Raw genomic sequence first — 25,885 nt, 5'->3', positions numbered from 1 at the left:
GGGCTGGTCCGCAGACCTCAAGGCCTGCGGACCAGCCCTGCGAGTGCGTCGTTCACCCGTCCGGGGAGGGAGACAACACCATGAAACGACCGTCCGGGGCGACCCCGAACGGGCAGGCCACCCGTGCGGAGAGACTGCGCCACACCGCCGTCATCGGCAGCGGAGTAGCGGGGCTCACCGCCGCGCACATCCTGAGCAGAGCCCATCACGTGACCCTGTACGAGGCCGACGACCGCCTCGGCGGGCACGCCCACACCCACGAACTGACCGCGCCCGACGGGCGCACGCACCGTGTCGACTCCGGTTTCATCGTGCACAACCGCCGCACCTACCCGAACCTGCGTCGCCTCTTGCGCGAACTCGACGTGGCCACGCAGGAGTCGGAGATGAGCATGTCGGTGCGGTGCGAGGGCTGCGGACTGGAATACGCCGGTGCCCGCGGCCTTCGCGGACTGCTCGCCCAGCCGCACAACATCCTGCGCCTGCCGTATCTGCGCATGCTGGGCGAGGTGCCGCGCTTTCACCGGGCGGCACGCCGCCTGCTAGAGACGGGTGCCGACGACACGCTCACGCTGGGCACCTTCTTGGACCGGGCCGGGTTCTCGTCCTACTTCCGGGCGCACTTCATGACGCCGGTGGTGTCCGCGGTGTGGTCGTGCGATGCGGAGACGGCCCTTGGATATCCGGCGGCCTATCTGTTCCGCTTCCTCGCCCACCACGGCATGCTCTCGGTGACCGGGTCACCGGTGTGGCGAACCGTCACGGGCGGCTCGAGAACGTACGTCGACCGGATCGCGGCCGACCTGCACGAGGTACGCGTCGGCACCCCGGTACGGGCTGTGCTCCGGCACGCGGACGGCGTGGACGTGACCGCAGACGACGGAACCACCGCCTCCTACGACCACGTCGTCCTCGCCACCCACCCCGACCAGACGCTGCGGATGCTGGCCGACGCGACCCCCGACGAGAAGGAGGTCCTCGGCGCCTTCCGCTACTCCCGCAACACCACCCTGCTGCACACCGACACCAGCCTCCTGCCGCAGGCGAGCGCAGCCCGAGCCTCCTGGAACTACCTGATGCCCGACTGCGGTGCCGGTGCCGACCGGGTGCGGGTCAGCTACGACATGAACCGGCTGCAACGCCTCGACGCCCCGCACACCTATGTCGTCACTCTCGGCGGTCACGACCGCGTCGATCCCGCCCGGGTGCTGGCCCGCATGACCTACGAACATCCCGTCTACACGCCGGAGTCGGTCACCGCGCAGCGCCGGCTGCCCGCACTGAGCAGCACGGTCACCGCGTTCGCGGGCGCCTACCACGGCTGGGGCTTCCATGAGGACGGCTGCCGTTCAGGTGTCCAGGCCGCCGCAGCTCTGGGAGTGAGCTGGTGACCGCTTCATCCGCCCCGCCGCCGGCACAGCCCAGACCACCGGCCCTCTACCCCTGCACGATCACCCATGTGCGCCGGGCACCCCGGTACTACGCGCTGCGCCACCGCACCTACCTGTGGCTGGTCGACGTCGACTACCCGCCCGTGCTGCCGCGTCCGCTTCGGCCGCTCGCCCGATTCAGCGCCCGCGACCACTTCACGGGTCGCGCCCCGTCGATCAGAGCCGCCCTCGACGGCTTCCTGGACGAGCACGGCATCGACCTGCGCGGCGGCCGGGTGCTGATGCTCGCCCACGCCCGGATCCTCGGGCACGTCTTCAACCCGCTGACCCTGTACTGGTGTTACGACGCCGACGGCGGCCCGCGCTGCGTGGTGGCGGAGGTCCACAACACCTACGGCGAGCGCCACGCCTATCTGCTGCACACTGACGGCGCCGGCACCGCCACGGTGGCCAAGGAGTTCTACGTGTCGCCGTTCAACCCGGTGGACGGCCACTACGAGATGCGGCTCAGCCCGCCCGGTGAGCGCCTGCGTCTGTCGATACGGCTGCAGCGGCCCGGCAGTCCGCCCTTCACCGCCACCGTGCACGGCACGCGCCGCCCGGCAACAGCCCCCGCCCTGCTGCACCTGGCCCTACGCCGCCCCTGGTCCACCTTGATGGTGTCGGCCGCCATCCGCTTCCACGGTATCCGCCTGTTCCTGCGGGGCCTGCCGGTGCAGCCGCGCCCGGGCCGCCGCACCCCGGAGAAAGCATCATGACCCAAGTCGAAACCGTTCCCGCGACCCGCCACCGTACCCACGACCACCGGGCCTTGCCCGCCGACGCCGAGCGCTGGCCCGATGTGGCTGCCGCACCGCGGGCGTCCTGGCCGACGCGGGCCGTCACCGCGTCCGTACTGAAACGCGCCCTGCGGCGACTGCCCCTGCGGGTCCGGTTCAGCGACAGCACCACCCTCGGCCTGGGCGGCCCACTCATAGAAGTGCACGATCCCAAAGCGTTCCACGCCCGCATCGGCACCCGCGGGCTCATCGGTTTCGGTGAGTCCTACATGGCGGGCGAGTGGGACACCCCAGACCTGGTCGGCGCGCTCACCGTGCTCGCCGCGCACGCGGCCGACCTGATTCCGCCCCCGCTACAGCGACTGCGAGGCCTGTGGGCACAGCGACAACCCGACGCGCAGCGCAACACACCGGACGGGTCGCGCAGCAACATCAGCCGCCACTACGACCTGTCCAACGAACTGTTCGCACTGTTCCTCGACGAGACCCTCACCTACTCCTCCGCCGTCTTCCGCGGCTTCCCCGCGGACTGGTCCCTGCTCGCCGCAGCCCAGCACCGCAAGATCGACCGCCTGCTCGACCTGGCCGACGTCCATGAAGGCACCCGCCTGCTGGAGATCGGCACGGGCTGGGGCCGACTCGCCCTGCGCGCCGCGGCCCGTGGCGCGCACGTCACCTCGCTCACCCTGTCCCAGGAGCAGCGCGAACTGGCCCTGCACCGCGTACGTGAGGCCGGGTACGCGGACCGCGTGACGATCGAGCTGTGTGACTACCGCGAGGCCCGCGGCACGTACGACGCGGTGGTCAGCGTGGAGATGATCGAAGCGGTCGGCGCGGAGTTCTGGCCCGTCTACTTCCGCACTCTGGACGAGCGCCTCGCGCCGGGCGGCCGGGTGGCCCTGCAGGCCATCACGATGCCGCACGAGCGGATGCTGGCCGCCCGGGACACCTACACCTGGATCCAGAAGTACGTCTTCCCCGGCGGGCTGATCCCTTCCACCCAGGCGATCGAACAGGCCGTCCGCGACCACACGACGCTGACGGTCGCCGAACGGGACGGCTTCGGCGCGCACTACGCGGAGACGCTGCGCCTGTGGCGGGAGCGGTTCACCGATCGCGCCGAGCAGGTGGACGCGCTGGGCTTCGACACCACCTTCCGCCGTCTGTGGACCTTCTACCTGGCCTACTCCGAGGCAGGCTTCCGAGCCCGCTACCTCGACGTTCAGCAGTACCTGCTCACCAAGGAGGGGCAGAGCCGATGACGAGCGCCCGCACCCCAGCCCGTACCGGTGCCGCGCAGCGGCTCGCCGCCCTCGCCGAGCAAGCGCTCGGCGGTCCACTGCCGGTGCGGCTGCGTACCTGGGACGGCAGCGAGACCGGCCCCGCCGACGCTCCCGTGGTTGTCGTCCGCTCCCGGCGTGCGCTGCGCCGCCTGTTGTGGCAGCCCGGTGAACTCGGCCTGGCCCAGGCATACGTCACCGGCGAACTCGACGTGGAGGGCGACCTGGCCCAGGGGCTGCGCGCCATGTGGGCCGCGGTGCGGGAGCGGGGCCTGCACGCTCCTCGCCTGTCCCTGGCCGACTGGACCCGCACGGTGGCCAGGTCGGTGCGGCTCGGCGCAGTGGGCCCGCGCCCGCCGGCCCCCGTGAACCAGGCACGGCTGAGGGGCAGCCTGCACAGCAAGGGCCGCGACCAGGCAGCCATCAGCCACCACTACGACCTGTCCAACGACTTCTACCGTCTGCTGCTGGACGAGACGATGGCGTACTCCTGTGGCTACTGGACGGGCGAGGAACCAGCGGTCAGCCCGCTTGCCGCTCAGCGAGCCAAGCTGGAGCTGATCTGCCGCAAGCTCGGGGTCGTACCCGGCACCCGCCTGCTCGACATCGGCTGCGGCTGGGGCTCGCTGACCCTGTACGCGGCGCAAGAACACAAGGCACAGGTCACCGCCGTCACCCTGTCCCGGGAGCAGGCCGCGTACGTCCGCGAGCAGGTGCGCGAGCGCGGCTTGGGGGGCCGGGTGGAGGTGGTGTGCCAGGACTACCGGGACATCACCGGCTCGGCCTACGACGCCGTCGCCACCGTGGAGATGGGCGAGCACGTCGGGGACGAGGAGTACCCCGCCTTCGCTGCCGCCCTGCACCGGATGATCCGCCCGCAGGGGCGGGTGCTGGTCCAGCAGATGTCCCGGGGCACGCGCGCGCCGGGCGGAGGTGCGTTCATCGAGGCGTACATCGCCCCGGACATGCATATGAGGCCGATGGGCGAGACCGTCGGGCTGCTGGAGGCAGCCGGTCTGGAGGTCCGTTCCGTGGAGTCGCTGCGCGAGCACTACGTGCGCACCGTCAACGCCTGGCACCACACGCTGGAGGACCGCTGGGAGGACGTCGTGCGCCTGGTGGGTGAGCAGACAGCCCGGGCGTGGCGCCTGTACCTGGTCGGCGGCGCCTTGGCCTTCGAGCAGCGGCGCATGGGAGTGGACCAGTTCCTCGCCGTACGCCCCGGGGCCGCGGGGAACAGCGGCCTGACCGGTGCAGAGGCTGCCGACTGGTACCAGCGTCCGGAGGAGCGGTGAGTGCGCCATTTGCCTGGAGTGAGTTCGCCGCCAATCTTGGATGGGCGGCAGCGACCGTCCTGCTGGTCATGCTGGGCACCTTCGCCATCGCCCTCAACCTGGACATGCATCGTGTCGTCGACACTGCCTGGGGGCTGGCCTTCGCCGCAGTGGCCGCGGTGACCTTCGGCCTCTCAGCGGCCCACGGCGATCCGGGCAGACGGCTGCTGGTCACCGTCCTGACCGTCCTGTGGGGGCTGCGACTGGCGGTACACATCGCCCGGCGGGGCCGCGGCCACGGCGAGGACCCGCGTTACGAGGCGATGCTGGCCCGCGCACCGGGCAACCGGAACCTGCACGCCCTGCGGGTGGTCTACCTGCTGCAGGCGTCCCTGGTGTGGCTGGTGTCCCTGCCGGTGCAGGCCGCCCAGTACACACCCCGGCCCCTGTCCGCCCTGGCCTTCGCCGGCACGGCCGTGTGGGCCGTAGGTCTGTTCTTCGAGGCCGTGGGCGATGCCCAGCTGGCCCGCTACAAGGCGGACCCGGCCAACCGGGGCCGCGTCATGGACCAGGGGCTGTGGCGGTGGACCCGGCACCCCAACTACTTCGGCGACTTCCTGATCTGGTGGGGGCTGTTCCTCGTAGCCTGCGACGGCGGATGGCAGGCCGCCGCGGTGTCCGTCGCCGCACCGCTGGTGATGAGCGTGCTGCTGATTGGCGGAAGTGGAAAACGGCTGCTGGAGAGGCACATGGCCGACCGTCCTGGTTGGGCGGCGTACGTGGCCCGGACCAGCGGCTTCTTCCCCCGGCCGCCGCGCCGAGGCTGAACAGCCGCGTGGGGAGCCGCCCGGGCGGCTCCCCACGCGCATCCTCACGCCGGCACGCCGAGCAGGGCCACCGGCGTCGAGGTCGGATGCTTCGATCCACCGGCCGGCTCCACCGTGATCCCGACGCCGGACGCGCCGTCGACCGCACCCTGCATCAGCACGGCCTGGCTGCTGCGGTCGGGGTCCATCAGCCCGGCCGAGCGCATCTCGCCGCCGTCGGCGAACCACAGCTGGTACACCTTGCCCCGCGGAGGCGCGGGCATTCCGGAGGCCACGAACACGGCCTGGTCCCGCTCGGCGGAGACCACCAGCGTGCCCGCACCGCCCGCCACCTTCGCCGAACGCGACTTGGCATCGGGCGCCGCCAGCACCCCGGCCAGATCCTCGACCCGTTGCTGCGCCTGGGCCGCTCGGTGCGAAGCGTCCTGGGCGCGTTCGTACTGCCACACGGCCGTGCCGCCGAACGCGGCCGCGGCCGCCACGCTGGCGGCCAGCGCCCACCGGGCCGGGCCCCGGCCCCGCTGCACGCCACGACGGACTCGCTCCAGCGGCGCGGCACTGGGCGGCACCTGCCGCACGGTGGGGATGCGCTGCAGGACCTGCTCCCGCATGACGGGGCGCGGGCGCACCGTGGCGGCCAGGGCCAGGCGGCCAGTGGTGGCGGTGAACTCGGCCACCTCCTGCCGACAGGTGTCACATTCGGCCAGGTGGCGCTCGAAGGCGTCATGTTCCTCACCGTCCAGCGCGTGCACCGCGTAGGCGCCGGTCAGTGCGTGAAGGTCGGCCGTGGTCATGCGGTCACCCCCAGGCAGTCGCGGAGCCGGATGAGCCCGTCACGCAGCCGGGTCTTCACCGTGCCCAGCGGCAGCGCCAGTGCTTCGGCGACCTCCCGGTAGGTCAGGCCCCGGTAGTAGGCGAGCGTGACCGACTGGCGCTGCAACTCGGTCAGGGTGCGCAGGCAGCGTCTCACCTGCTCCTGCTCCAATCGGGCCTCGACCTGCTCGGTCACCTCGTCGTACGCCGGGTGATGCTCCAGCAGCGCGGCCTTGGTGTCGCGGGCCGCCGCGGCCTCCACGGAGCGCACCCGGTCCACCGCCCGCCGATGGGCGAGGGTGAGAATCCAGTTGATGGCCGTGCCCCGCTCGGGCCGATAGCGCGGGGCCGTGCGCCACACCTCCACCAGTACCTCCTGGGCCACCTCCTCCGACTGCGCCTGATCACGCAAGACGGCCCGGGCGACCCCGAGGACGGAGCCGGCCACGGCGTCGTAGACCGCCGCGAAAGCCTCCTGATCACCCAGCGCCACCTCGTGGACCAGCTGCTCGAGATCAGGTTTGGCAGCCGGATTACTGCCGATATGTACAGGTTCCTTCACGATGGTTCTCCCAAAAGCGCAGTAGGGCGGAACAGCCCCGTGTAATCCGGGGCCACGCAAGCTGAGGATTGGTCGACTTCCTGCGACGGAGACGGGTTTCGCCGGCGTCGGTCCCCGGTCAAGGACCACTGTCGCCCCCGGCTGCCGGAAAGGTCTGGATACCCGCCATGCGCAAACACCCCACCGGCGCGCTGCCCCTGGTGATCCAAGCGGACGGCGCGACGAATGCTGCCCGCGCCCAGCCCGGACAGGATTTGACACCCGGCCCACGAGACTCACCGAGGCCCGCACTGCGCGGCACCGAGACCTGCCGGCCCTGACCGGTCGTCGGCCAGGTCAGCCCGACCACGCCTCCCGCATCCGAATGATGAACGAGGCCTGGTCCAGCGGGCGTTCCACGATCGCGCGGGAGAACACGTCCACGACGAACCCGACGTAGATGATCCCGGGCCAGGTGTCCACGTAGGACGCCGGCGACCCACCGCGCGTTGGGACGGGACGCGACGAAATCGCGTGCGGTTCTTCTTCCCGCGTCGGGCGCCCTCCAAGCCGAGATCGCGCATAGGCAGTACGACATCTGCCTGAGCGTGCGATTGCACAGGTAGCGCTGGGCGGCAGCGCTCCAGTCGTCGTGCGCGTCGCGGTGGCGATGGTTGTGGGCAACGGACGTTGTGCCAGTGGTGATGGTGCGTCAGGTCGGCCGGGAAACGGTGGCCGGTCGATCACTGCTCGCCGCGGACCCGCTGGGCCACGTCGCGCAGTTTGATGTTGTGCTGCTGGGAGATGCGGCGCAGCACGTTGAACGCGTCGTCCTCGCTCAGTTTGTGGCGCTCCATGAGGATGCCCATGGCCTCGCCGATGGCGTGCCGGGTCTTCATGGCGTCCTCAAGTTGGTCGATCGTGCGAGCGTCGGCCAGGGCCACGGCGGCGTGCGAAGCGAGCAGCCAGCCGGCGGTCTCGATGTCCTTGCCGAAGGCGCCGGGGCGGCGGGAGTACAGATTCAACGCACCGAAGTCGTCGTCATGGGTGTAGAGCAGGACTCCGGTCATGCTGCCGACGCCGAGATGACGGGCCTCTGCGGCGAACCGCGCCCAGGTCGGCTGCGGTTCGGTGAGGTCCGCGATGCGAAATGCCCGCTCCCCGTCGCCGCCCTTCTTGCGGCGGGCCAGATCGAAGCACGGCCCTTCGGCCAGCTCGCCCTGGAGTCGGTCGGAGGCTTCGACCATCTCGCCGTAGGAGGACAGCGTGACCGCCCGGCCCTTGCGGATCGCCAGGATGCCGGCTGCGTCGCAGCCCTCCACCAGCCGCACCGCCGACGCTGCGATCTCGTCCAGTGTCCCCTGTAGCGACTCCTGCGCGAGCAGGTTCCGTGCCAGCTGGGCCATTGCCTCGGCGAATTCCCGCCACTCCACCGCCATCACCCACCTCGATCACCTGTGCAGCCACCCTACCGCCCGGTCCATTCGCCGACCGCGGCAACGATCAGGCCTGACGCGCGGCCATACGTCCCTGCGCGCCCCAGTCACCCCGTGCGCTTCGGCCGAACTCCGCGTGTCCGGCATCCTGAGCGCCACTCGTGCGAGCGGCGACCGCGGCCGTGACGGAGGGCACAGCCTCGGCCACGCGCAGGCCCGCAGCGTCCGCGGCGGGAGGGTTCAGCTCCCGCCCATCCGTCGGCCCATCGTGGCGAGCAGCTCTCCAGCGGCCCAGCCCGGCCCACGCCCCCGTACCGAGGCGGACAGCCCGGGCAGACGCGGGCCCGCCGTTGCCCACAAGGTCTGCAGAGCGGTGGGCACATCCTCGGGCGACAGCGTGTTCGGGTCGCGCACCACGCCCGCGCCCGAGCGCTGGGCGTCGTAGGCAACCGAAAACTGGTCGCTGGAGAACGGCAGCAGCAGCGCGGGCACACCCGCCCGCAGGCACTCGGTGAAGGAGTTGCCGCCACCGTGATGCACCATGGCGTCCACGTGCTCCAGCAGCGCCTGCTGCGGCACCGAGGGGACCACCACGGCCCGGTCACCGGCCAGATCGGCCAGTGCCCTGGTGCGCTCGCCCGCCGCGACCACGACGGCCGTGTCCGGCAGGCCCGCCAGCACCCCCTCGACCACGGTGCGCAGGACGTCGTCGCGGGCGGACAGGAACGTGCCGAGCGCGACCAGGACGACCCGCGCGGCCACATCGCGCAGCCCCTTCAGCCGCGCCTGCCACTGCGGGTCCAGCTCCGGCGCGGGAGCGGCCATGTGGCCCGTGAACAGCCGCACGGTTCCTTCTGGCGGCGTGGGCAGCCAGGGCAGCTCCGGGTAGGCGTGCACGACGGCGTGCGGGGAGCTGAGCGCGAAGGCCCTGCCCGGAGCGGGCCGGGAGGGCGCGTGCTCGCGCGCGAAGGCCGCGAACAGCGCCGTGAAGGCCTCGTCGTTGGCCCGGACCGCCCCGGACAGTTCCTCCAGGGCATCCCCATCGGGTCGTAGGGCGTCCGGCCAGGCGTACGGGAGGCCGAACCAGGTGTCGGGTCCCGACAACACGTAGCTGGGATGCCCCGGGCAGAACGTCGCGTACGGCAGGTCCAGGCAGTGCAGGGCCAGGGTGACCGGGTAACTGAGCTGGTCGACGACGTACCAGTCCGGCCGCAGCCGCCGGTCCGTCGTGCGCAGCGCGTCCAGCACACCCTCGGGGTCCGCGAGCATGTCCGCGCGCCGGTGTCGGGCCTGGGCGAGCAGCGCGGCGACGGCTCCCTCCCGGGTCGCGTCGAGGAACTCCCGCAGCCGCTCCGCCTCCCGCGCGTCCTGACGGGTCGCCTCGGCCACCCCGGTGTTGGCGTTGCGGGTCACGGACAGCGGTACGAAACCCGTCCCTTCCCGTCGTGCCAGGTGCTCGAACGCGGGCGCGCACGCGAAGTGGACCTCCGCGCCCCGCTCGCGCAGCGCACCGGCCAGGACCGACAAGGGCTGGGCGTGGGACAGGAACGGGGGACTGACGACAACGACACGCGGCATGCGAACCCTTCGGCCAGACGTCCTGCGCCCGCGGTCCACCCGGACCGGGCCCGCGCATCCTAGCCGCGTCCAGGCCTTGTTCACGGCATGACGATCACCACGGCAGCGGGGTGCATCCGTGAGCCCCTCGCTTGGGGAACCACCAAGGTCAGAGCCGTTCCTGAGACAGGAGAGCGCGTGACCGCCGCCGCCTTCGCACCTACCTGGGCGACCGAGAGCAGGGGACGACGGGCCGCCGTCGGCACTCAGGACCGTGACCCCCTGGTGGCCGCCCGGACCGCATTCTTCAGCGGTGCCCGCTGGAGTGGGCACACCGACGAGCGGAATGCCGCCGGACGTCCGCTGGACGACCTGGTACGGCTGCTGGAGGCCGAGTACGGGGTACGGCCACGCACGGTGCCACCCGGTGACGGGCTCGGCGTCGGACGCGAGGACGCGGCCGTGTCGGCCCTGCGCCGCGCCGCCCGTCTCGGCGTGCCCCTGACCCCGGAGGCTCTGCTCGCCCACCGCGACGGCGGCCCGCGGCTGTGGGCGGTGCTGACCGAACTGTGGCCGGAGACCGTGCGCTGGTACGGCCACCGCCACGCGGAGGAAGCCCTGAGGACGACGCTCACCGAAGCGCCCGACACCCCCACGACCGGTCATCTGCTGGACCTCGCCGTGGCCACCGGCCTCGCCCCCCTGACACCGGCCGAGGCCGCGCCAGCGGGACGCCACGTCGACCGGGCCGTACGCCACGCCGCCTGGCGCTACCTGCACCAACTCCCCGGCGGTACGGCCCGCCTGCCGGCCCTCTCCGCGTCCTCGGACGCCTACGAGCGGCTGCTGCTGCACCCGCCGACACCTGTGCTGGGTCCGCGAGAAGGCGAGCGGGAGGGCCGGGTGGTCGCGCAGACCATGCTGCTGGGCGGCCTGGACACACCGGGGCAGGGTATGAGCGGAGGAATGGCGGTCCTGCTCGGCGGTCTTGGCGACACCCTTGCCGAGACCGAGGGGATCGCCGGTGTGATCACGGTCGTGACGGCCGGACACGAGGACCTGGCGGCTGACGACCGGCTGGCCTTCGAACGACGCCCCGGGCACTGGGTGCTGAAGTTGCCCGTAGACACGCCCCGCTCACCGGGCCCGACACAGACGCCTCGACATCGAACTGCGCTGACCTGGTGGGCGGTGCGGCTGCTGGGCCGCATGCCGCGGCCCCTGGACGTCATGCACATCCGATACGCCGACGACGCGAGCCTGGCGCTCGCCGACGCCGCCGAACGGCTCGGGGCCGCCTCGATGTTCACAGCCACCCCGGACCCGCATCGCGGACTCGCCGAACGCCACACCGCAAGCGATCACGGCGACCTACGGGCCGCTGAGGCGTTGCGGCACGACCTGCACCGGGTGTTCGTGGCCGACCGCCTCGTGGAGCGCGCGGACACGGTCGTAGGCATCCCCGGCCGCGGCGGGACCCGGGAACTGGTCCGCCACTACCCCCACCTGGCACGCCTCGCCGGGGGCAAAGGGCCCAGCGCCCCGCCCGAGGGCATCGCCCCCTATCGGGCCGCCCCCGACGAGTACGACCGGCAGCGCGCGGCACTTGCGGCCCTGTATCAGGACGGCGCACGCCCCGACGCTCTCGACGCCGAGGACCGCGATCTGCCGCTCCTGCTGTCCGTGGGCCGGCTCCACCCGGTCAAGCAGCAGGACCTCCTGGTGCGTGCCTGGCTCGAGAGCGGCGGCTACAGCACCAGCACGCTGATGCTCATCGGAGGCAGCCCGCACACGCCTACCGAGGCCGAGACCGAGATGCGGCGCCGCATCGACACCTTGCTCGCCCGTTTCCCGCAGGCGTCCCCGCGGCTCGCCCTGCTGCCCGCACTACCCAACGCCGACATCCGCCGTCTCCAGCGTGCCCTGGCGGCACGCCCGCAGGGGGCGCCGTGCTGGTACGTGTGCCCGAGTGTCAAGGAGGAGTTCGGGATCGCGATCCTCGAGGCGATGGAGGCGGGCCTCCCCGCCGCGGGACCGCGGAGCGGGGGTGTCGCCCACTACCTGCGCGACGGGGTGAACGGAATTCTGCTGGACACCTCCGGCCCCACCGGCCTCATGCGCGGCCTACGACGTCTCGCGCACATCGGCGACGACGAGCGCCGCAGATACGCCACCGCAGGTCGGAACCTGGTCACGCAGCGCTTCTCGGTGACCCGCATGGCGAACGAACTCACCGCTGAGTACGCCGCGCTGCGGCGGGCGTAGCCGTCCGGGGGAGGGCGGGCGGGGCTGAGCGCCTCGCCCGAGGAGCCATCTTGAGACCTCGTGCCGATCTCACCACAGGTACGTGCCGGGTGCGCCTTTGAAGGGGCCTTGTACCTCTGCGGTGATCCAGCCTCCGTAGAAGTCGCCTTCCTGGGCGGTGACGTCTTCTCCGGCGACGGTGCAGCGGTCCATGCGGCTGGGGTAGAAGGCGAGGAAGTCGGTAATGGCTGCGTAGTCGGGCTCAGGGTGGGGGTAGCTCCAGGCGGCGCGAGCGCGTACATCGTTTCCGACGATGACGTCCCAGTAGCGGGCGGTCCCCTTCCACTCGCACCGGCTCCGGCCCGAGACGGCAGGGCTGACAAGCTCGGTGCGGACGTCCTGGGCCGGGATGTAGAAGACGGGGGGATGGCTGGTTTCCAGTACGCGGATCGCGCTGCGGGTCTCGGCCACGACCTGCCCGGCGCATTCGACGCGTACGAGGCGGTCGTCGTCCTGGAGGGCCGGTGGCCGTGGGTAGTCCCAGACGGACTCGGCAGGGCGCGAAGCGGAAGGCGGCCGGTGGCCATCCAGCGGATCGAGGTACACCTCGTCCTCATAGCACCAGGCCCACGCCTGGCCCGCAGCCAAAGTCAGGGCCACCGGGTGATCGCTGGAGTCGAAGTGCGCTGTGGCGTGAGCGCCGGGGGAGCTGTCGCTGCAGCCCACATGCCCGCACGTGAGGCACAACAGCAGCTCGCCCGGCACGCGTCCGCGCGCCCCACAGGGCAAGCACGTCTCACTGAGCGGCGTGGGGTCGGTCGTCCACGTATGGGAGCAGTGTTTGCCGGACGGCCGTCCGCCGTCGTGTCGGGGCGTCCATCTCGTCATCGCTGCGCACCCGTCCGCCTGCCTGCTGCATCGGGCCTCTTCGGACCGCCGGCCCGCGGGCCGATGTCCCCGTTGCTCATGAGTGCTCCTCCGGTCGTTTTTGTGTCCTCGTCGGTGCTTCGGCGCCGCCTTGTGCGAGGGATGCAGGCTGGGGGTCGCCGACGTCACGAGAGGGGGCGACGGCGCCCCTGGGGCGACCATCGTGGTGGATTCCGGGATCACGCCGCCGGTATTCCACAGTGGTGCGTTCACCGCTCGACGCGTCCCGTGAGCTGGAGGCCCGACATCTCCGCGGAGGGGCATCAGGATCGGCCGGATGCACAGCCGGCGTCCGCCGTACATCTCGACGGCCGCCGCGGCGGCAGCGTCGGCCGGGCTGGTCAGACGCCGGAGCCTTCCCGCAGTCCATCGCGTACGGGGCCGTGCCAGTCCAGGCACACGACGGTGGCGTCGTCCAGCACGAGCCCCTCGCAAGCCTCAGTGACTGCGGCTACCAGGGTGCGCACGACCTCACGCGGATGCTCGGACGTGGTGGAGAGCAGCAGGTCGGGAAGGTCGACCGCTGCCGCCCGGCGGTCCTGCATGCCGTCGGTGTAGAGCAACAGGCGGTCGCCGGGGCGCAGATCCAGGTGCTGCACCGTGTAGGGCCCCTGCCCATGGACTCCGAAGGGCAGGTTGACCGTCAGGTGCAGTTCCTCGACCGTGCCGTCGCGCAGGCGCAGCGGCCAGGGGTGTCCGGCATTGACGAGCTGGACGCCGGAGCCGTCGAGGGCGAGGCGCAGGAGCAGGCCGGTGGCGAACGTCCGCCGGCCGTGGTCGAGCAGGGCCTGGTGGGCCAGGCGGGCTTGTTCGACCAGGTCGACGCCGGCGCGGCGGGCCCCTCGCGACGCGTTGACCAGCAGTGTCGCCATGAGTGAGGCATTGACGTCATGCCCCATCGCGTCGGTGATGGACAGGTGCAGGGTGTCTTGGTCGAGGGAGTAGTCGTAGGTGTCCCCGGCGATGTCGGAGGCCGGGACCAGCGCGCCCGCCAGCGAGAACTGGGCGGCTTCGCAGGACGGCGCTGACGGCAGGAGCTGGCGCTGGATCTCCGCCGCCAGGGTGACGGAGGTCGTGCGGTTGCCCCAGTGATAGAGATCGGTGAAGCGGCGGTCCGTGACGATGATGTACGCCAGCGCGTGCGCGGCCTCCTCCACCTGCCTCAGCACGTCCTCGGTGACCTCGTCGAGAAAAAGCTCCAGCACGCCGATGGCGTCGCCGCGGTTGGTGACGGGCGCGAGGACACGCTGTCCCTGCTTCCCTTCCGCGGCCCGCACCAGTTTCTGGGTGCGCAGGACGTCGTCGTAGACCCCGCTGCCGGCGAGGGGGACCTGATCGGCGCGCCGAACCCGCGGTGTCTCCATCGCGTCGCTGACCCGCAGCAGGCGTCGGCCCACGATGTCGACGAACAGGAAGGACACGTAGCGGGCCTCGAACCGGTCGCGCAGATTGCGTGCCACGACATCGAGGGAGGCCACGGGTGCGGCCTCCTCTGCCGCTGCCAGCACCTCGGCCAGTCCGATTCGGCCACGTTCCACTTCAGCCTCCCTAAGCCATCAGTTCTTCTCTTCTTCCCGCTCAGGCGTCGGCATGTCGTCCGGTCGGATTTCAGCCGTGTACGTGGCACGATGCGCGCGTTCGCTCCGCAGTGCGGGGACGGCGGACGAGATGGGCGGGGATGGCGCAGGGGCGCCCGGGTACTCACGTGTGGGTGGTCGTGACCGGCCGCGGCCGGTCAGGTTCTGTGAGGCAGGGGGCATGCAGTGGGTTTCGTCGAGTCGGGTGCCGCCCTGGTGTCCCGTTGCAGTGCCCGAGTGCTGGCGGGCCGCTACCGCCTGGACGCAGTGATCGGATCCGGCGGCGCCGCCGACGTCCATCGGGGCTTCGACCTGCGACTGCGCCGCCCGGTAGCGGTGAAGGTCTTCCGGCACGGAACCGGCTTCGACAGCGAGGAGGATTTCCGCCGCGAAGCGGAGATCCTGGCCCGGCTGGAGCATCCGGCCGTGGTGAGCGCGTACGACACCGGGCGGCACGGCGCCGACGGCTACCTGGTCGTCCAGCTGGTCGACGGCCCCACATTGAAGGCCCGTATCGCCGAAGGGCCCCTGCCGTGGCAGACGGCCGCGGTGCTGGGCGCCGGGCTGGCCGACGCTCTGGCCCATGCGCATGGGCAAGGAGTCGTCCATCGGGACGTGAAGCCGTCGAACATCCTCCTGGACTCGTCCGGGCGTCCCTACCTGAGCGACTTCGGTATCTCCTGCCTGCTGGACGCCACCACCCGCGCAGCCCCCGGTGCCCTGACGGGCACAGCCGCCTATTTGTCCCCCGAACAGGTCATGGGCAGGCCCGTCGACCGGCCCGCGGACGTCTACGCCCTGGGCCTGGTCCTCCTGGAATGCCTCACCGGCAGGCTCGAGTACGGCGGTGCACCGCTGGAAGCCGCCATCGCGCGACTGCACCGCCCGCCCCGTATACCCGACAGTGTGCCCGCGGAGTTCACGGCCCTGTTGCGGCACATGACCGACCTGGACGAGCACGCCCGGCCCGGGGCTGACGACTGCGCGCGGTCACTGAGCCTGCTGGCAGCGTGTACCGGCCCCGGGACAGCGGCCGCCCCGTCCGGGGTGCGGCCGCATGAAATCCCCTCGCCGCCGATGGCGAGGGACGCGGGTCTCGCCCTGGCACCAGACGTCGCGCGGTCCGACACGACGACGGCCGCCTCCGAAAAGCCGGGGGGCGCCGCGCCCGCGCGCCACAGGGGGCGGATGGCGGGTGCGGCGGTGGCCGTCGCCGCCTCGATCGTGGCCTTCGCCGTCATCGAGGGCACCGCCGGTCACACCACGGGGGGCGAACAGGCCACCCCCGTCACGTCACACACGCCGGCCGAGGACACTCCTGCGGGGACGGGCGCCACGCCCGCGGATGAACAGCCGGTTGCGTCCCGCGCGCCCACCGGCACCGCGGCGGGACAGGGCACCACGGGCCTCGGCAGTCAGCCAGGAACCAGGCCCGCACAGGCCGGTCGCGCCCCCACGCTTGCGCACCCACCCGCCGCTCCAGGGACGACGAAGGCCGACGAACCGCGTGGACAAGCCAAGCACAAGGCCGGCAGCGGGACGTCAGGCAAGAGCGGTTCGGCTGAGCGGGGCAAGCAGCGGCAGCGCCCTTGACGGGGCGTCTTCGGCAGACGAGACGACTCACGCTCCCGGGTGAACAGGCGCCCAACCTCGCCGGCTGGAGGGGCCGCGGAGACCGAGCAGGTGGGCCCGGCTCGCTCAGGGGCAGACGGGGCAGGATGCCACAGGCAATCCAAGCCGCCGAAGGTCGTCGCCCTGGCTTCCGTGGTCGTGCGCGACTCGTGCCGCCATGGGAATGCTGGCTGCGCTGGCCGGACGCGTAGCGCCTGGCGAACGGCGCGCTCATCGAGAAGGTAGGAGGGGAGTGCCCCGTTTCAATCGTCTGCGCCGACCAGCCGAACCGCTGTTCCGCTTCATACGTCGCCACTGGCGGTCAGGGCACGGTGCTCTTGCCGGTGACCAGATCGGTGACGGCGGGCAGGCCGCCACGGGCCAGGGCGGCGCGTTGCCGATCGGCGCCGGTGCCGTCCTGCAGGAGCCGGTGGACCAGGGCCGTCACCTGCCTGCTGTCGCCGGATGCGTCGAGTGCGGGAGCGACATGGCGCAGCAGCTCGTACAGCATCTCGCCGGCCCGGCGTTGCCGGCCACCCGGGTCGATGAGGGTGCTGCTCAGCCCGTGGCGGGCCGCGTGCCACATGCTCGCCTGCAGCAGTTCCTGATCACAGTCGAGCACGGGAGCATCGGCGGCAGCCTCCGCACGCGCGGTCTCCACCAGGGCCCGGACGAGGCCCGTGAGCATCACCGCGTCGTCCGGGCGCAGCTGCACGTCCAGGCACCGCACCTCGATGGTGGGATACCGGGCCGAGAGCCGGGCGTGCCAGTACAGCTGACCGGTGTCCGAGATCAGACCACTGTCCAGCAGCTGTTGCACGCGCCTGTCATGGTCGGCGACGCCGGCGAAGTGCGGTGGCATGCCGCTGACGGGCCAGCGGCTGAAGATCATGGTGCGCCAGCTGGCGAAACCGGTGTCGTGACCGTCCCACAGCGGAGAGTTCGTGGACAGGGCGGTGAGGGTCGGCAGCCACACCCGGATCCGGTTCAGGATCTGCACGCCGGTGTCCCGACTGGGGACGGCGACGTGCACATGCATGCCGTTGACCAGCTGCTCCGCCACCAGTTGGGGCGCCTGGGTGAGCATGGCCCGGTACCGTGCCTGGTCGGTGACCGCCATGGGGTGGCCGTGGCGTAGCGGGGGTGTGGCGCAGGCCGCGATCCGGCAACCCTGCTCCGCGGCGGCCGCTCCGACGGCGTGGCGCAGTCTGAGCAGGTGCCCGCCGATCTCTTCCAGGGTGCCGCACACCGGTGTGGCGACCTCCACCTGCGCCTGCAACAGCTCGAAGTGCACCTCCTGGTCGGTTACGAGGTGCCCGAGGCCGGCCGCCGCGCGCACCTTGTCCGCCATGGGTACCGGCAGACCCGTGACCGGGTCGAGCAGCAGGTACTCCTCTTCGACACCGATCGTCGTCATCGATTGCCTTCTGTTCCGCCCGTCCGTGCCGGGCTGGCTCCCGACGCGCCCGGCGGGTGCATCGCACGGCGAGGACTCCTGGGAAGGGTCCTTTGCGGTGTCCGAGTGCCGCGCCCCACTTCGCGGTAAACCATCACCCGGGCCGGTCGTTCAGCCGTGGCCCACGCGGCGGCCCGGTCCTTAGCCAGCCATTAGCGGTTGCGGCTCGTCGGCGGGGAGTCCGAGCCGGCGAAACGCTGCAATGGGGCGGGTGGACCCAGGTCCGTTCCCGGGCGCCTCACGGCGGGGCGTCGCCGCGCCCCTGTTCTTGCTCCAGGAGGGCGTCAAGGTCGGTGAGGCGGTCCAGTCCCCGAACGGCCTGGGCCATCCGCGGATTGTGCTCCAAGCGGGAGCGATGGCGTTGCAGAAAGGCCCAGTAGCCCGCTGTGAAAGGGCAGGCCGTCTCGCCCACCCGTACGGTGGGCCGAAAGGCGCAGGGACCGCAGAAGTCACTCATCCGCTGTACGTAAGCCCCGCCCGAGGTGTAGGGCTTGGTGGTCATGAGGCCGCCGTCCGCGTACTGCGACATGCCCACCACGTTGGGCAGCATGACCCAGTCGTAGCCGTCGATGAAACAGCGGTGGAACCAGTCGGTCACGGCTGCCGGGTTCCAGCCGCGCTGGAGGGCGTGGCTGCCCAGCAGCATCAGCCGCGGGATGTGATGGGTCCAGCCGGTGTCACGGACCTGGGCGAGAACCGTGGCAAGACAGTGCGCGGTGACTGCCTCGGCGTCGAGTTCCAGGAACCATTCCGGCAAGGGCGCCTGGTGCCGAAGAGCGTTGCGATGGCGGTAGTCCTCGCCGAAGTACCAGTAGAGCTGCCAAACGTACTCGCGCCAGCCGGCGACCTGGCGGACGAATCCTTCCACGCTGTTGACCGGAGCGTCACCGGAGCGCCAGGCCTGCTCGGCAAGTTCGACGCACTCGTGCGGGTCGAGCAGCCCCAGGTTCAGGGACGAGGACAGCAGGCTGTGACTCAGCACCGGATCAGCCGACATCATCGCGTCCTCATGCGGGCCGAAGCCGGCGAGCCGCTCTGTCACGAAGCGCCGTAGAGCGGCGAGTGCCTCGCGACGGGTGGCGGGAAAGAGGCGCGGTCCGTCGCGTCCCACGAAGGTCACTTCGCCGGAGCGCTCCCAGCGGTCGAGGTCGAGGCGTACCTGGTCGTCGATGTCGTCCTCGCGTGGCCGGTAGGGCGGCGGGGCCCCGAGGGAGATCTCCTTTCGGGGCGGGGGCTGCCGGTTGTCGTGGTCATGGTTCCACCGGCCGCCTGCGGGCTGCGCACCGTCCATGAGCAGGTCGTGGTTCTGTCGCACCCAGCGATAGAAGTCCTCCTGGCGAAGCCGCTGCCCGCCGCGGCCGTCGGCCCACGCGCGGAAGTCCTCGTGTGCTACGAGGAATCCGCGCGCCGGCAGGACACGTACGCCCTCGATCGCGTTCACGAGACGCAGTGCGGCACGAGAGGTGGGGTGGTGGACGGTGACAGGCGCGCCGCCGGTCGCCTTGCGCAGGCCCTCGCGGTACGTTTCCGCCCTCACGTAACGGGCGCGGTCGCCGAGTTCCGCGGCCCGATGGCGCATGGCGGACAGCACGAGATGCGCTTTGGCCCGGTGAAAGCGGCGGCGTCGGAAGACCGACAACGCCTCGATGATCACGACTGGCGTGTCGCGGCCCGGGCCGTGCGGACCGGGGCTGAGGTAGTGCGGTCCGAGCTGATCACCGAAGAGCCAGTGGAACGTCGTCATGCCGCCTCCGCCGCTGTGCGTGGTGCCGTCGGTGTCGTTCGAGTGGGCGTCGCCCTTTGCCGGGGCGGCGTGACAGGTAGAAGCCCGTAGGAAGGGGGCGGGGCGTGAGACACGGGGCGCCTCCGGGCTCTGCTGCGGTCAGGACCTACACATGGCTTTCGCTCGGCGGGGTATGCATGGATGCCCGCCGTAAGGGTGAAGGTGATTTTGGCGGCGCGTGCGGAGGTCGAGTCGGGCAGTGCAGTTTGGCGAGCGTTGTCGGGAGTTGGAAGCGCGCGGGGGCCGTTGGGCAGCGGATGCGTACTGGGCGTGAGTGCAGGATCCTGATCGCATGACCGACCCGTTGGTACCTCCGGAGGAGACTCCCCCGGTCGAAGGTTCGACAGCCGAGGCCCACGAGGAACGACCGGATGGCGGCATCTGGGAGCACCCGCGTTTCTGGATGTGGCTCGTCATGATCGGCGCCGTCCTGTTTGCCGCGTTCTTCCTCGCCCGGGTCTTCTATCTGTAGGCGTGGCTATCGGCCGGGCGGATCAGCCGACTGACGTGAACTGGGGGCGCAGAGCGGCGGGCCACTGTGGAGTGTCGGGCCAGCCTTCGGGCGCTCCGAGTGGGCTGAGCGCCCATGTCCGTGGAGCCGTGGAGCCGCGGAAGGCCAGTTATAGGGGAGTGCCCGGGCGGTGCGACCGTCCGCCCCGCGAGCCGTTCTCCGTGGGCGGGCGCCCTCTGGGGAAGGAGGCGACTTGCACTCCGGTTGCACGGCCGTGCCTGGCGCGCAGGTCAGCGATCGAGGCGTCCGCCCGCTGAGGTGCCGGTAACGCCCAGAACCGCGCATGTCCCACGGGCGACGCGCGCGGGGACGTCGTCCTGGTCCGGTCCGGGCAGCAACATGTGGCTGAGCGTCAGTCGTACCGCCACGTCCGCGGCTTCGTCGCGGCGCTGCTGCGCGCTCCCGGGCACGGTCTCGGCCGGCCAGGAGGTCAGCAGGTCACGTGCGGATGAGACACCGGGCCGGGCCGGCTCGTCAGGAACGGAAGCAGCGCGTCCGTGCCTCCTCGCGCGGCCACGAGGACGGCCCGGATGAACGGGCTGTGCCGCTTGGTCTCGCTCTCCACCAGGGCTTGTCCGACCCCTGCTCGGTCTCCGAACTCCTTGTGGATGGAGGGGCGTGACACCTCGGCCCGCTCCTCCAGGTCGGCGATCCGCACTCGGTCTCAGCCGTCGTGAGCGGCCAGCGCCCACGCTTCACGCAGCACGCGTTCACGCATCTGGCGTCGCCAGGCGACACGCTGTTGTGCCGACTGCGTCCTGACGGGCGCTACGCATGGAAGCTGCGGAGGGCCGGCGGGGCGAAGGCTGTCATTCGTCGTGGAGTTCGGCCGGCACCGCGGCGGCAAGTCGGTCCGGCGCGGCGGGGGGCAGCGCAGAACCGGCGACTTGACGAGCACTGAACCGAAATTCGGCGCCATCTAGGAGCCTCGCCATCGGTTCCGTGTCATCAAGAACGTCGTATCAGTCCGGGCGCAGGCAGCCGCGGGGGCATCGTTCGGCACGTTGCGAGAACGGATGCGTCCGAGTACAGCAAGGTCCGGCGTTGCTTCGGAGGTATCGGCTGGCCACCCCGACGGTCGCCGTCGGGCCATAGCTTGCGGTACAGCATCGGCGGGCCGCTGCGGGGCGGCTGGCCGGGCGATCCTGCCGACCGCGGCGAGCGTCAGGTCCTCACTTGAGAAGCGCGACGTTGGTCTGAGGTCCTTCTCGCGGGGCGTGCGTAGCGAGACGGACTTTACGGGCGGTGGAGCACTCCCCGCAGACCGTTCACTCTGCGTCAAGTGGAGAGCGCCAGTCTGTCGGTGTGCGGCGGCGTCAATGCCCGCCGGGCTCGTCATCGCACTGACGAGATGACCTTGTACGTCCGCATCTGATGAAAGAGGGAGGACCCACCTCATGAGCCCAGTGGGCCCGTTCCGGAGAATCGTGACCGGCCATGACGCGTTCGACCATGCCGTGATCGTGCAGGACGCGCCGCCGACCCGTGTAGTGGAGATCGGCGGGCCTGGCGGCCCGACCTTCTACGAAGTGTGGAACACACGCCAGACACCGGCTCTCATCGACCGGCAGGCAGGCGAGCCGGCGGAGGACGTTCTGGTGCTCGGGCCTCCCGAGCGTGGTACTCGCCTCCGGGTGATTGATTTCCCGCCGGAGGACGACCGGATCCGGAACCTGACGGGGGCCGAGGCCGCTGAGAAGTTCGGGGAGATGGGCGGGGCCGACGCGGCAACGTCCGTTGCCGATGCCCCGCATCCGTTGATGCACCGCACGCAAACGATCGACTACGGGATCGTCATAGAGGGCGAACTCACGCTCGTTGTCGACGATGGTGAGACCACCGTGCGCACCGGAGACATCGTGATTCAGCGTGGCACCAACCACGCGTGGGCAAACCGGTCCGCTGCGAACTGCCGGGTCGCCTTCGTCCTGATCGACGGCCAGTACGCCGACGGACTTTGAGGAGGGAGAATCACATGCGCATTCGACCCATCCCGCCCACAGAGCTCGACCCTCAGCTGCGCGAGGTGCATGACGGCATCGCCGGTCTCGTCACCGAGGAGCAGGGCCGCGTCGTCATCCTTGACGACGACGGTGCGCTCGTCGGACCGTTCGCGGCGATGCTGCACTTCCCGACGTTCGGGGTTCCGGCTCTGTTCCTTCAAAGGGCGGTCGCGGCCGAGGCTCGCCTCGATCCCATCGTGCGTGAGGTGGCGATCCTCACCGTGGGTGGCGCCCACGGTGCCCGGTACCTGCTGTACGCACACGAGCAGACGGCAGATCAGGTCGGCCTTCCGGCGGCACAGATCGCCACCTTGGCCGCGGGCGGGCGACCCTCCGGGCTGAGTGACGAGCAGGCTGTCGCCCACGATGTCGCGATGGCGTTGACCGCCGGGCGCGTAGTGCCGGACTCCACATACGATCGTGCCACGCAGTTGCTGGGCCATGACGGGGTCGGCGAGCTCGTGTTCCTCATCGGCAGCTACTGCCTCATCGCGATGGTGTTGAACTGCTTCGACGTGCCGGTCCCGGATCGAGATCCGTCAACTCCCCAGCCGTGACAACGACAGGTGTCCGCCGACGATTACGGTGGCCGCCGCCCGCGCCCGCGAGCCTGTGGAGGTCTTCTGCGGCGAACTCCTCGCCGGCCTGGCCGCCGACCACGGCGACCACGGCGACGACGTCGCCGTCCTCGCCGCCCGCCATCCGGTCTGAGGAGCAATGGTCAGGAGTTGTGGCTCTCGTGGCGTGAGAGTTGGGGCACCGCACCGCACTCGGGCGTGCCCCTCCCGGCTCTCATCCGTGGCTGCGGCAGCCGGTCATCCCTCGTCGAAGCACAGGCAGAAGGAATGGCCGGCCGGTCGAGGAGAACCCGGACATTGTCCTGCGGCTGAACTTCACCACCGTGGCGCCCAGGGCGACCGCCGAGTCCAGATCGCCGACCTGGACGTCGAAGTGCATCATCGGGCGCGATTCCCCCTCGACCGGAGACCGGAGGCCACACCGGCGGCGTGATGGTGAGCGGACGGCAGTGGACGGCCCGCCATCCGATGTGGGCCTCGGTGGTGGCCCACCATCTGTTTGCGCTCATCTCCACAGAGTGCGTCGGTCTCCTGCGGGGCGCACGACTGCGTCGCGAGCCGCTCCCGACCGGCAGAGTGGTGGTCCGAACAGCATCGCGGCAATCGTGGCCGCCCGGATGCGCCGCCGGACAGCACCGCGTCTCCTCTCGTGAGGCGTCTCCGTCCTCTAGGACGGGGACATCGCGGCTCCTTGGTCTCGTCCCGGATGCTGGTCCCGGATTCTTTGCGATGCCGCGTGCCCCGCTTGGCCTAAGAACACCGTTTGCCTAGGGCGGTGGTCCGCAGAACGGATCACGGCGGCCGGTCGGAAATGGTCCTCGTCCGTTACAGGGATGTGCGTGCGCGGTGATGGTTCGCCGGTACCCAAGGCACCGGGACCTGTCCTGTTTCCCGTACAGCGCGGCGGGGCACAGGCCGCTGACGGTACGTGGCGTTCGTCCTCGTCCACGCGCCTACGTTGCACGTCGCGCCCACCGTGTGACGTCGGTTCGGCCCGGCGCCCCGGGACCGGCAGAGGGTGCTGCGAGGCCGCGTGGCTCTCCCTGAGGGGCGGATTCCGGTCAAGAGCGGTGTCCAGATGCTGTAGGCCCGCTACAGCCCGGTGTCAGCATCCTGACACCGATGTCCCCCCTGGTGCGGCCTGCGCGCTGGCATCGTCGAAATGGCCGGAAGCGATCCGGTGAGGAGCTCCGACCAAGGGGGAACCTTGACCAGAACATTGCCCTGTAGGAAGTCGTCCGTACCAGCGCGTGTCATCACCGCGCTGGGGCTCACCATCGTGGCGGTGTCGCTCTCAACCGGAGTCGCAATGGCGTCCGGCGGCGAGGGGCCAGGGGCGTCGGCGCGGTACGGCGCGGTCGGCCCCACGCATGCGGCCCTGATCGTCTGCGAGCGGTTGGCCGAGGCCGTGGCCACCCATCCCGTCGCGGACGCCGTCGTTCCGGTCTGTAAACTGGTCAACGGCTGGGACTAGGCGAGCGTGATGCGGTTTCTCATACTCGGGCCGCTGAGCATCACGGACGGCTCCGACACCGCCGTACTCCAGCCCTCCAAACCCACCGTCCTGCTGGCCGTACTGCTGCTGCACGCCAACACCGTCGTCTCCGCCGAATACCTTCAACGGGCCATCTGGGGCGAGGAACAGCCCGTCACGGCCCGGGCCGCGCTCCATACCTGCGTCCTGCGGCTGCGGCAGCTCTTCACCCGGCACGGCGTGATCGACACGCCCGTGGAAGCGGTGCCCGGCGGCTACCGGATCACCGCCGGACCGCGGGCCCTGGACCTGATCGGATTCCGGGAGAAGGTCGGCCGGGCGGAGGCGGCCGACACCCCGGAGACCGAACTCCATCTCCTCAGGGACGCGTTGGCGCTGTGGCAGGGGCCGCTGCTGGCCAACATCCGCTCCGACTCGCTGCACCGCGACGAGGTGCCCCGGCTCGCGGAGGAACGGCTGCGGACCCTGGAACGCGTCTGCCGGCTGCAGTTGCGTCTGGGCCACTGCAGTGAGGCCCTCGTGGACCTGTGGGGCGCTACCCGGGAACACCCCGGTCATGAGCGGTTCCGCGAGCAACTGATCGAGGCCCTCTACCGCACCGGCCGGCAGGCCGAGGCGCTGGCCGAGTACCGGCGCGTCAAGGAGTACCTGCTGGACGAGCTGGGCGTGGACCCGTCCCCCGCTCTCCAGAAGCTCCAACTGGCTGTCCTGCGGGGCGAGGACCTGGGCCCCGCGACGGAGGCACAGCGGCCGAGGACGGGGGTGACCGGACCGGAACTGCGGGCGCGCGTCACGCACCCGGCACCCTCGCTGGTGGTCCCCGTGCCCGGGGTGCCGTCCTTCACCGGGCGGACGGCCGAGGTCGCCGCCATGGTGGCCCGGCTCACGGCGGCAGAGAGCAGCGGCGAATCCAAGACCGTGTTGATCTCCGGAGCTCCGGGCATCGGCAAGTCGGCCCTCGCCCACCACGTCGCCCACCTGGTGCGGGACAGCTTTCCGGCGGGCGGGCTGCTGGTGCCGATGGTCCACCCGGACGGGATGCCGCGTCGGCCGTCCGAGGTGGCGGAGGACGTGGCGGCGGCCCTGCACGGCCGGCGGCCCGGCGACCGGGCGCTGCTCGTCCTCGACGACGTGGTGGACGCCGACCAGGTGGGACCACTGCTGACGGCGGGTGGCGGCGATGCCGCCATCGTCACCAGCCGGAGGGGGCTCGCGAGTCTGGTCGCCACGCACGGCGGCTGGGTGCACCGCCTCTCCACCTTCGACGACGAGGACGCCTACCGGCTGCTGCTCGCCGTGCTGGGCGCCGAACGCGTGGAGGCCGAGCCCGAAGCGGCGCGTCGTCTCGCGGCGGCCTGCGGCCACTATCCGCTCGCCCTGCGGATCATGGCCGCCCGGTTGCTGACCCGCCCCGGACTGCGGCTCGCCGACGGTGTCGGCTGGCTCGCCGAGGACCCGCTCGCCCGGCTGTTGTTGGCCGACTCGCCCCGGATGTCCGTCGAGCACGTACTCGGCGGGGCGCTCGGCCGTCTCGACCCCCGGCTCGCCGACGCCTTCGTGCGGATCGGGCGGCTGCCCCTGAAGGCACTGCGCGCACAGGACTGCGCACCGGGGCTCGGGATGGCCGTCCCCGAAGCCGAGAGCGTCCTGGAACGGCTCGCGGACGCCGGGTTCCTGGAGGAAGGGCCGCCCGGCCCGTACCGGGTGCACGACCTGCTCCGCGTGTACGCACGCCGCCACGCCCCGAACGAACTCGACCGGACAGTGCTCCGGACGGCAGACCGGACAGAAAAGGTGTGATC

At 71.1% G+C, this 25,885-nt stretch carries 24 protein-coding genes; 13 read left to right on the top strand and 11 right to left on the bottom strand.

The genetic code is table 11. The features are described from left to right. Positions 1-80: 80 nt before the first annotated feature. The 5 genes from ACIHIX_RS24760 to ACIHIX_RS24740 are packed head-to-tail and all read left to right on the top strand — an operon-like array spanning position 81 to position 5,551. Positions 81-1,391 (top strand): NAD(P)/FAD-dependent oxidoreductase, encoded by a 1,311-nt coding sequence (locus ACIHIX_RS24760; RefSeq protein ID WP_399959637.1) that lies wholly within the window; start codon positions 81-83, stop codon positions 1,389-1,391. Further along, positions 1,385-2,149, top strand: coding sequence for a DUF1365 domain-containing protein (locus ACIHIX_RS24755; protein WP_399960199.1), 765 nt, complete (start codon positions 1,385-1,387; stop codon positions 2,147-2,149). The genes ACIHIX_RS24760 and ACIHIX_RS24755 overlap by 7 nt, the downstream gene beginning before the upstream one ends. Then, complete coding sequence (locus tag ACIHIX_RS24750) at positions 2,146-3,432, top strand: class I SAM-dependent methyltransferase (protein ID WP_399959635.1); 1,287 nt, start codon at positions 2,146-2,148, stop codon at positions 3,430-3,432. Before ACIHIX_RS24755 ends, ACIHIX_RS24750 begins: the two co-directional genes overlap by 4 nt. Then, positions 3,429-4,745 carry a class I SAM-dependent methyltransferase gene (locus ACIHIX_RS24745; RefSeq protein ID WP_399959633.1) on the top strand — a complete coding sequence of 439 codons (1,317 nt, stop codon included), beginning with the start codon at positions 3,429-3,431 and terminating at the stop codon, positions 4,743-4,745. The genes ACIHIX_RS24750 and ACIHIX_RS24745 overlap by 4 nt, the downstream gene beginning before the upstream one ends. Next, entirely contained in the window at positions 4,742-5,551 is an 810-nt protein-coding gene (locus tag ACIHIX_RS24740) for a DUF1295 domain-containing protein (protein ID WP_399959631.1), read from the top strand. Before ACIHIX_RS24745 ends, ACIHIX_RS24740 begins: the two co-directional genes overlap by 4 nt. Positions 5,552-5,595: 44 nt before the next feature. Here the strand turns inward: ACIHIX_RS24740 and ACIHIX_RS24735 are convergent, their stop codons facing one another. From ACIHIX_RS24735 to ACIHIX_RS24715, 5 genes are all read right to left on the bottom strand, one after another. After that, complete coding sequence (locus ACIHIX_RS24735) at positions 5,596-6,345, bottom strand: anti-sigma factor domain-containing protein (RefSeq protein WP_399959629.1); 750 nt, start codon at positions 6,343-6,345, stop codon at positions 5,596-5,598. Next, positions 6,342-6,926 (bottom strand): sigma-70 family RNA polymerase sigma factor, encoded by a 585-nt coding sequence (locus ACIHIX_RS24730; RefSeq protein WP_399959627.1) that lies wholly within the window; start codon positions 6,924-6,926, stop codon positions 6,342-6,344. The genes ACIHIX_RS24735 and ACIHIX_RS24730 overlap by 4 nt, the downstream gene beginning before the upstream one ends. A gap of 336 nt (positions 6,927-7,262) precedes the next feature. Then, positions 7,263-7,388 (bottom strand): hypothetical protein, encoded by a 126-nt coding sequence (locus ACIHIX_RS24725; protein WP_399959625.1) that lies wholly within the window; start codon positions 7,386-7,388, stop codon positions 7,263-7,265. 260 nt (positions 7,389-7,648) lie between these two features. Then, a complete protein-coding gene (locus tag ACIHIX_RS24720; RefSeq protein WP_399959624.1) occupies positions 7,649-8,344 on the bottom strand; it encodes a GAF and ANTAR domain-containing protein in 696 nt (231 codons plus the stop codon). A 237-nt stretch (positions 8,345-8,581) separates the two neighbouring features. Further along, positions 8,582-9,919, bottom strand: a complete 1,338-nt coding sequence (locus tag ACIHIX_RS24715; protein ID WP_399959622.1) for a glycosyltransferase — start codon at positions 9,917-9,919, stop codon at positions 8,582-8,584. 177 nt (positions 9,920-10,096) lie between these two features. Here ACIHIX_RS24715 and ACIHIX_RS24710 point away from each other — a divergent pair, with 177 nt between their 5' ends. Beyond that, the gene (locus tag ACIHIX_RS24710; RefSeq protein ID WP_399959620.1) at positions 10,097-12,163 is read left to right on the top strand and encodes a glycosyltransferase family 4 protein; all 2,067 of its coding nucleotides are present in this window, start codon (positions 10,097-10,099) and stop codon (positions 12,161-12,163) included. Positions 12,164-12,232: 69 nt separating this feature from the next. Here the strand turns inward: ACIHIX_RS24710 and ACIHIX_RS24705 are convergent, their stop codons facing one another. Both ACIHIX_RS24705 and ACIHIX_RS24700 read right to left on the bottom strand, forming a co-directional pair. Beyond that, positions 12,233-13,030, bottom strand: coding sequence for a DUF427 domain-containing protein (locus ACIHIX_RS24705; protein ID WP_399959618.1), 798 nt, complete (start codon positions 13,028-13,030; stop codon positions 12,233-12,235). Between the two features lie 380 nt (positions 13,031-13,410). After that, entirely contained in the window at positions 13,411-14,607 is a 1,197-nt protein-coding gene (locus ACIHIX_RS24700) for a PP2C family protein-serine/threonine phosphatase (protein WP_399959616.1), read from the bottom strand. Between the two features lie 225 nt (positions 14,608-14,832). On the opposite strand from ACIHIX_RS24700, the gene ACIHIX_RS24695 reads away from it, so the two are divergent. Next, positions 14,833-16,239: a protein kinase gene (locus ACIHIX_RS24695; RefSeq protein WP_399959615.1), complete on the top strand. Its 1,407-nt coding sequence runs from the start codon at positions 14,833-14,835 to the stop codon at positions 16,237-16,239. Between the two features lie 340 nt (positions 16,240-16,579). Here ACIHIX_RS24695 and ACIHIX_RS24690 read toward each other — a convergent pair whose 3' ends face one another. Next, positions 16,580-17,674, bottom strand: coding sequence for a glutamate--cysteine ligase (locus ACIHIX_RS24690; RefSeq protein WP_399959613.1), 1,095 nt, complete (start codon positions 17,672-17,674; stop codon positions 16,580-16,582). A gap of 277 nt (positions 17,675-17,951) precedes the next feature. Next, positions 17,952-19,457: a cryptochrome/photolyase family protein gene (locus tag ACIHIX_RS24685; protein ID WP_399959611.1), complete on the bottom strand. Its 1,506-nt coding sequence runs from the start codon at positions 19,455-19,457 to the stop codon at positions 17,952-17,954. A gap of 331 nt (positions 19,458-19,788) precedes the next feature. Between ACIHIX_RS24685 and ACIHIX_RS24680 the strand changes: the two genes are divergently transcribed. After that, entirely contained in the window at positions 19,789-19,968 is a 180-nt protein-coding gene (locus ACIHIX_RS24680) for a DUF6480 family protein (RefSeq protein ID WP_399959609.1), read from the top strand. A gap of 269 nt (positions 19,969-20,237) precedes the next feature. Here ACIHIX_RS24680 and ACIHIX_RS24675 read toward each other — a convergent pair whose 3' ends face one another. Then, on the bottom strand, positions 20,238-20,417 hold the full coding sequence (locus ACIHIX_RS24675) for a hypothetical protein (RefSeq protein WP_399959607.1): 180 nt from the start codon (positions 20,415-20,417) through the stop codon (positions 20,238-20,240). A 20-nt stretch (positions 20,418-20,437) separates the two neighbouring features. Then, positions 20,438-20,665, bottom strand: a complete 228-nt coding sequence (locus ACIHIX_RS24670) for a hypothetical protein (protein WP_399959605.1) — start codon at positions 20,663-20,665, stop codon at positions 20,438-20,440. A gap of 769 nt (positions 20,666-21,434) precedes the next feature. Between ACIHIX_RS24670 and ACIHIX_RS24665 the strand changes: the two genes are divergently transcribed. The 5 genes from ACIHIX_RS24665 (at position 21,435) to ACIHIX_RS24645 (ending at position 25,883) form a co-directional block, all read left to right on the top strand. Next, positions 21,435-21,968, top strand: coding sequence for a cupin domain-containing protein (locus tag ACIHIX_RS24665; protein ID WP_399959604.1), 534 nt, complete (start codon positions 21,435-21,437; stop codon positions 21,966-21,968). A 65-nt stretch (positions 21,969-22,033) separates the two neighbouring features. Next, on the top strand, positions 22,034-22,567 hold the full coding sequence (locus ACIHIX_RS24660) for a carboxymuconolactone decarboxylase family protein (RefSeq protein WP_399959602.1): 534 nt from the start codon (positions 22,034-22,036) through the stop codon (positions 22,565-22,567). Between the two features lie 28 nt (positions 22,568-22,595). Further along, entirely contained in the window at positions 22,596-22,721 is a 126-nt protein-coding gene (locus ACIHIX_RS24655; RefSeq protein WP_399959600.1) for a hypothetical protein, read from the top strand. A 1,074-nt stretch (positions 22,722-23,795) separates the two neighbouring features. Continuing rightward, positions 23,796-24,062 (top strand): hypothetical protein, encoded by a 267-nt coding sequence (locus ACIHIX_RS24650; RefSeq protein WP_399959598.1) that lies wholly within the window; start codon positions 23,796-23,798, stop codon positions 24,060-24,062. Positions 24,063-24,071: 9 nt separating this feature from the next. Continuing rightward, complete coding sequence (locus ACIHIX_RS24645) at positions 24,072-25,883, top strand: BTAD domain-containing putative transcriptional regulator (RefSeq protein ID WP_399959596.1); 1,812 nt, start codon at positions 24,072-24,074, stop codon at positions 25,881-25,883. Positions 25,884-25,885: the final 2 nt, after the last annotated feature.

This window comes from Streptomyces sp. NPDC051913, assembly GCF_044593635.1.
GTDB lineage: Bacteria > Actinomycetota > Actinomycetes > Streptomycetales > Streptomycetaceae > Streptomyces.
The sequence above is the reverse complement of the archived record's forward strand: the minus strand, read 5'-3'. Positions and strand labels throughout refer to the sequence as shown.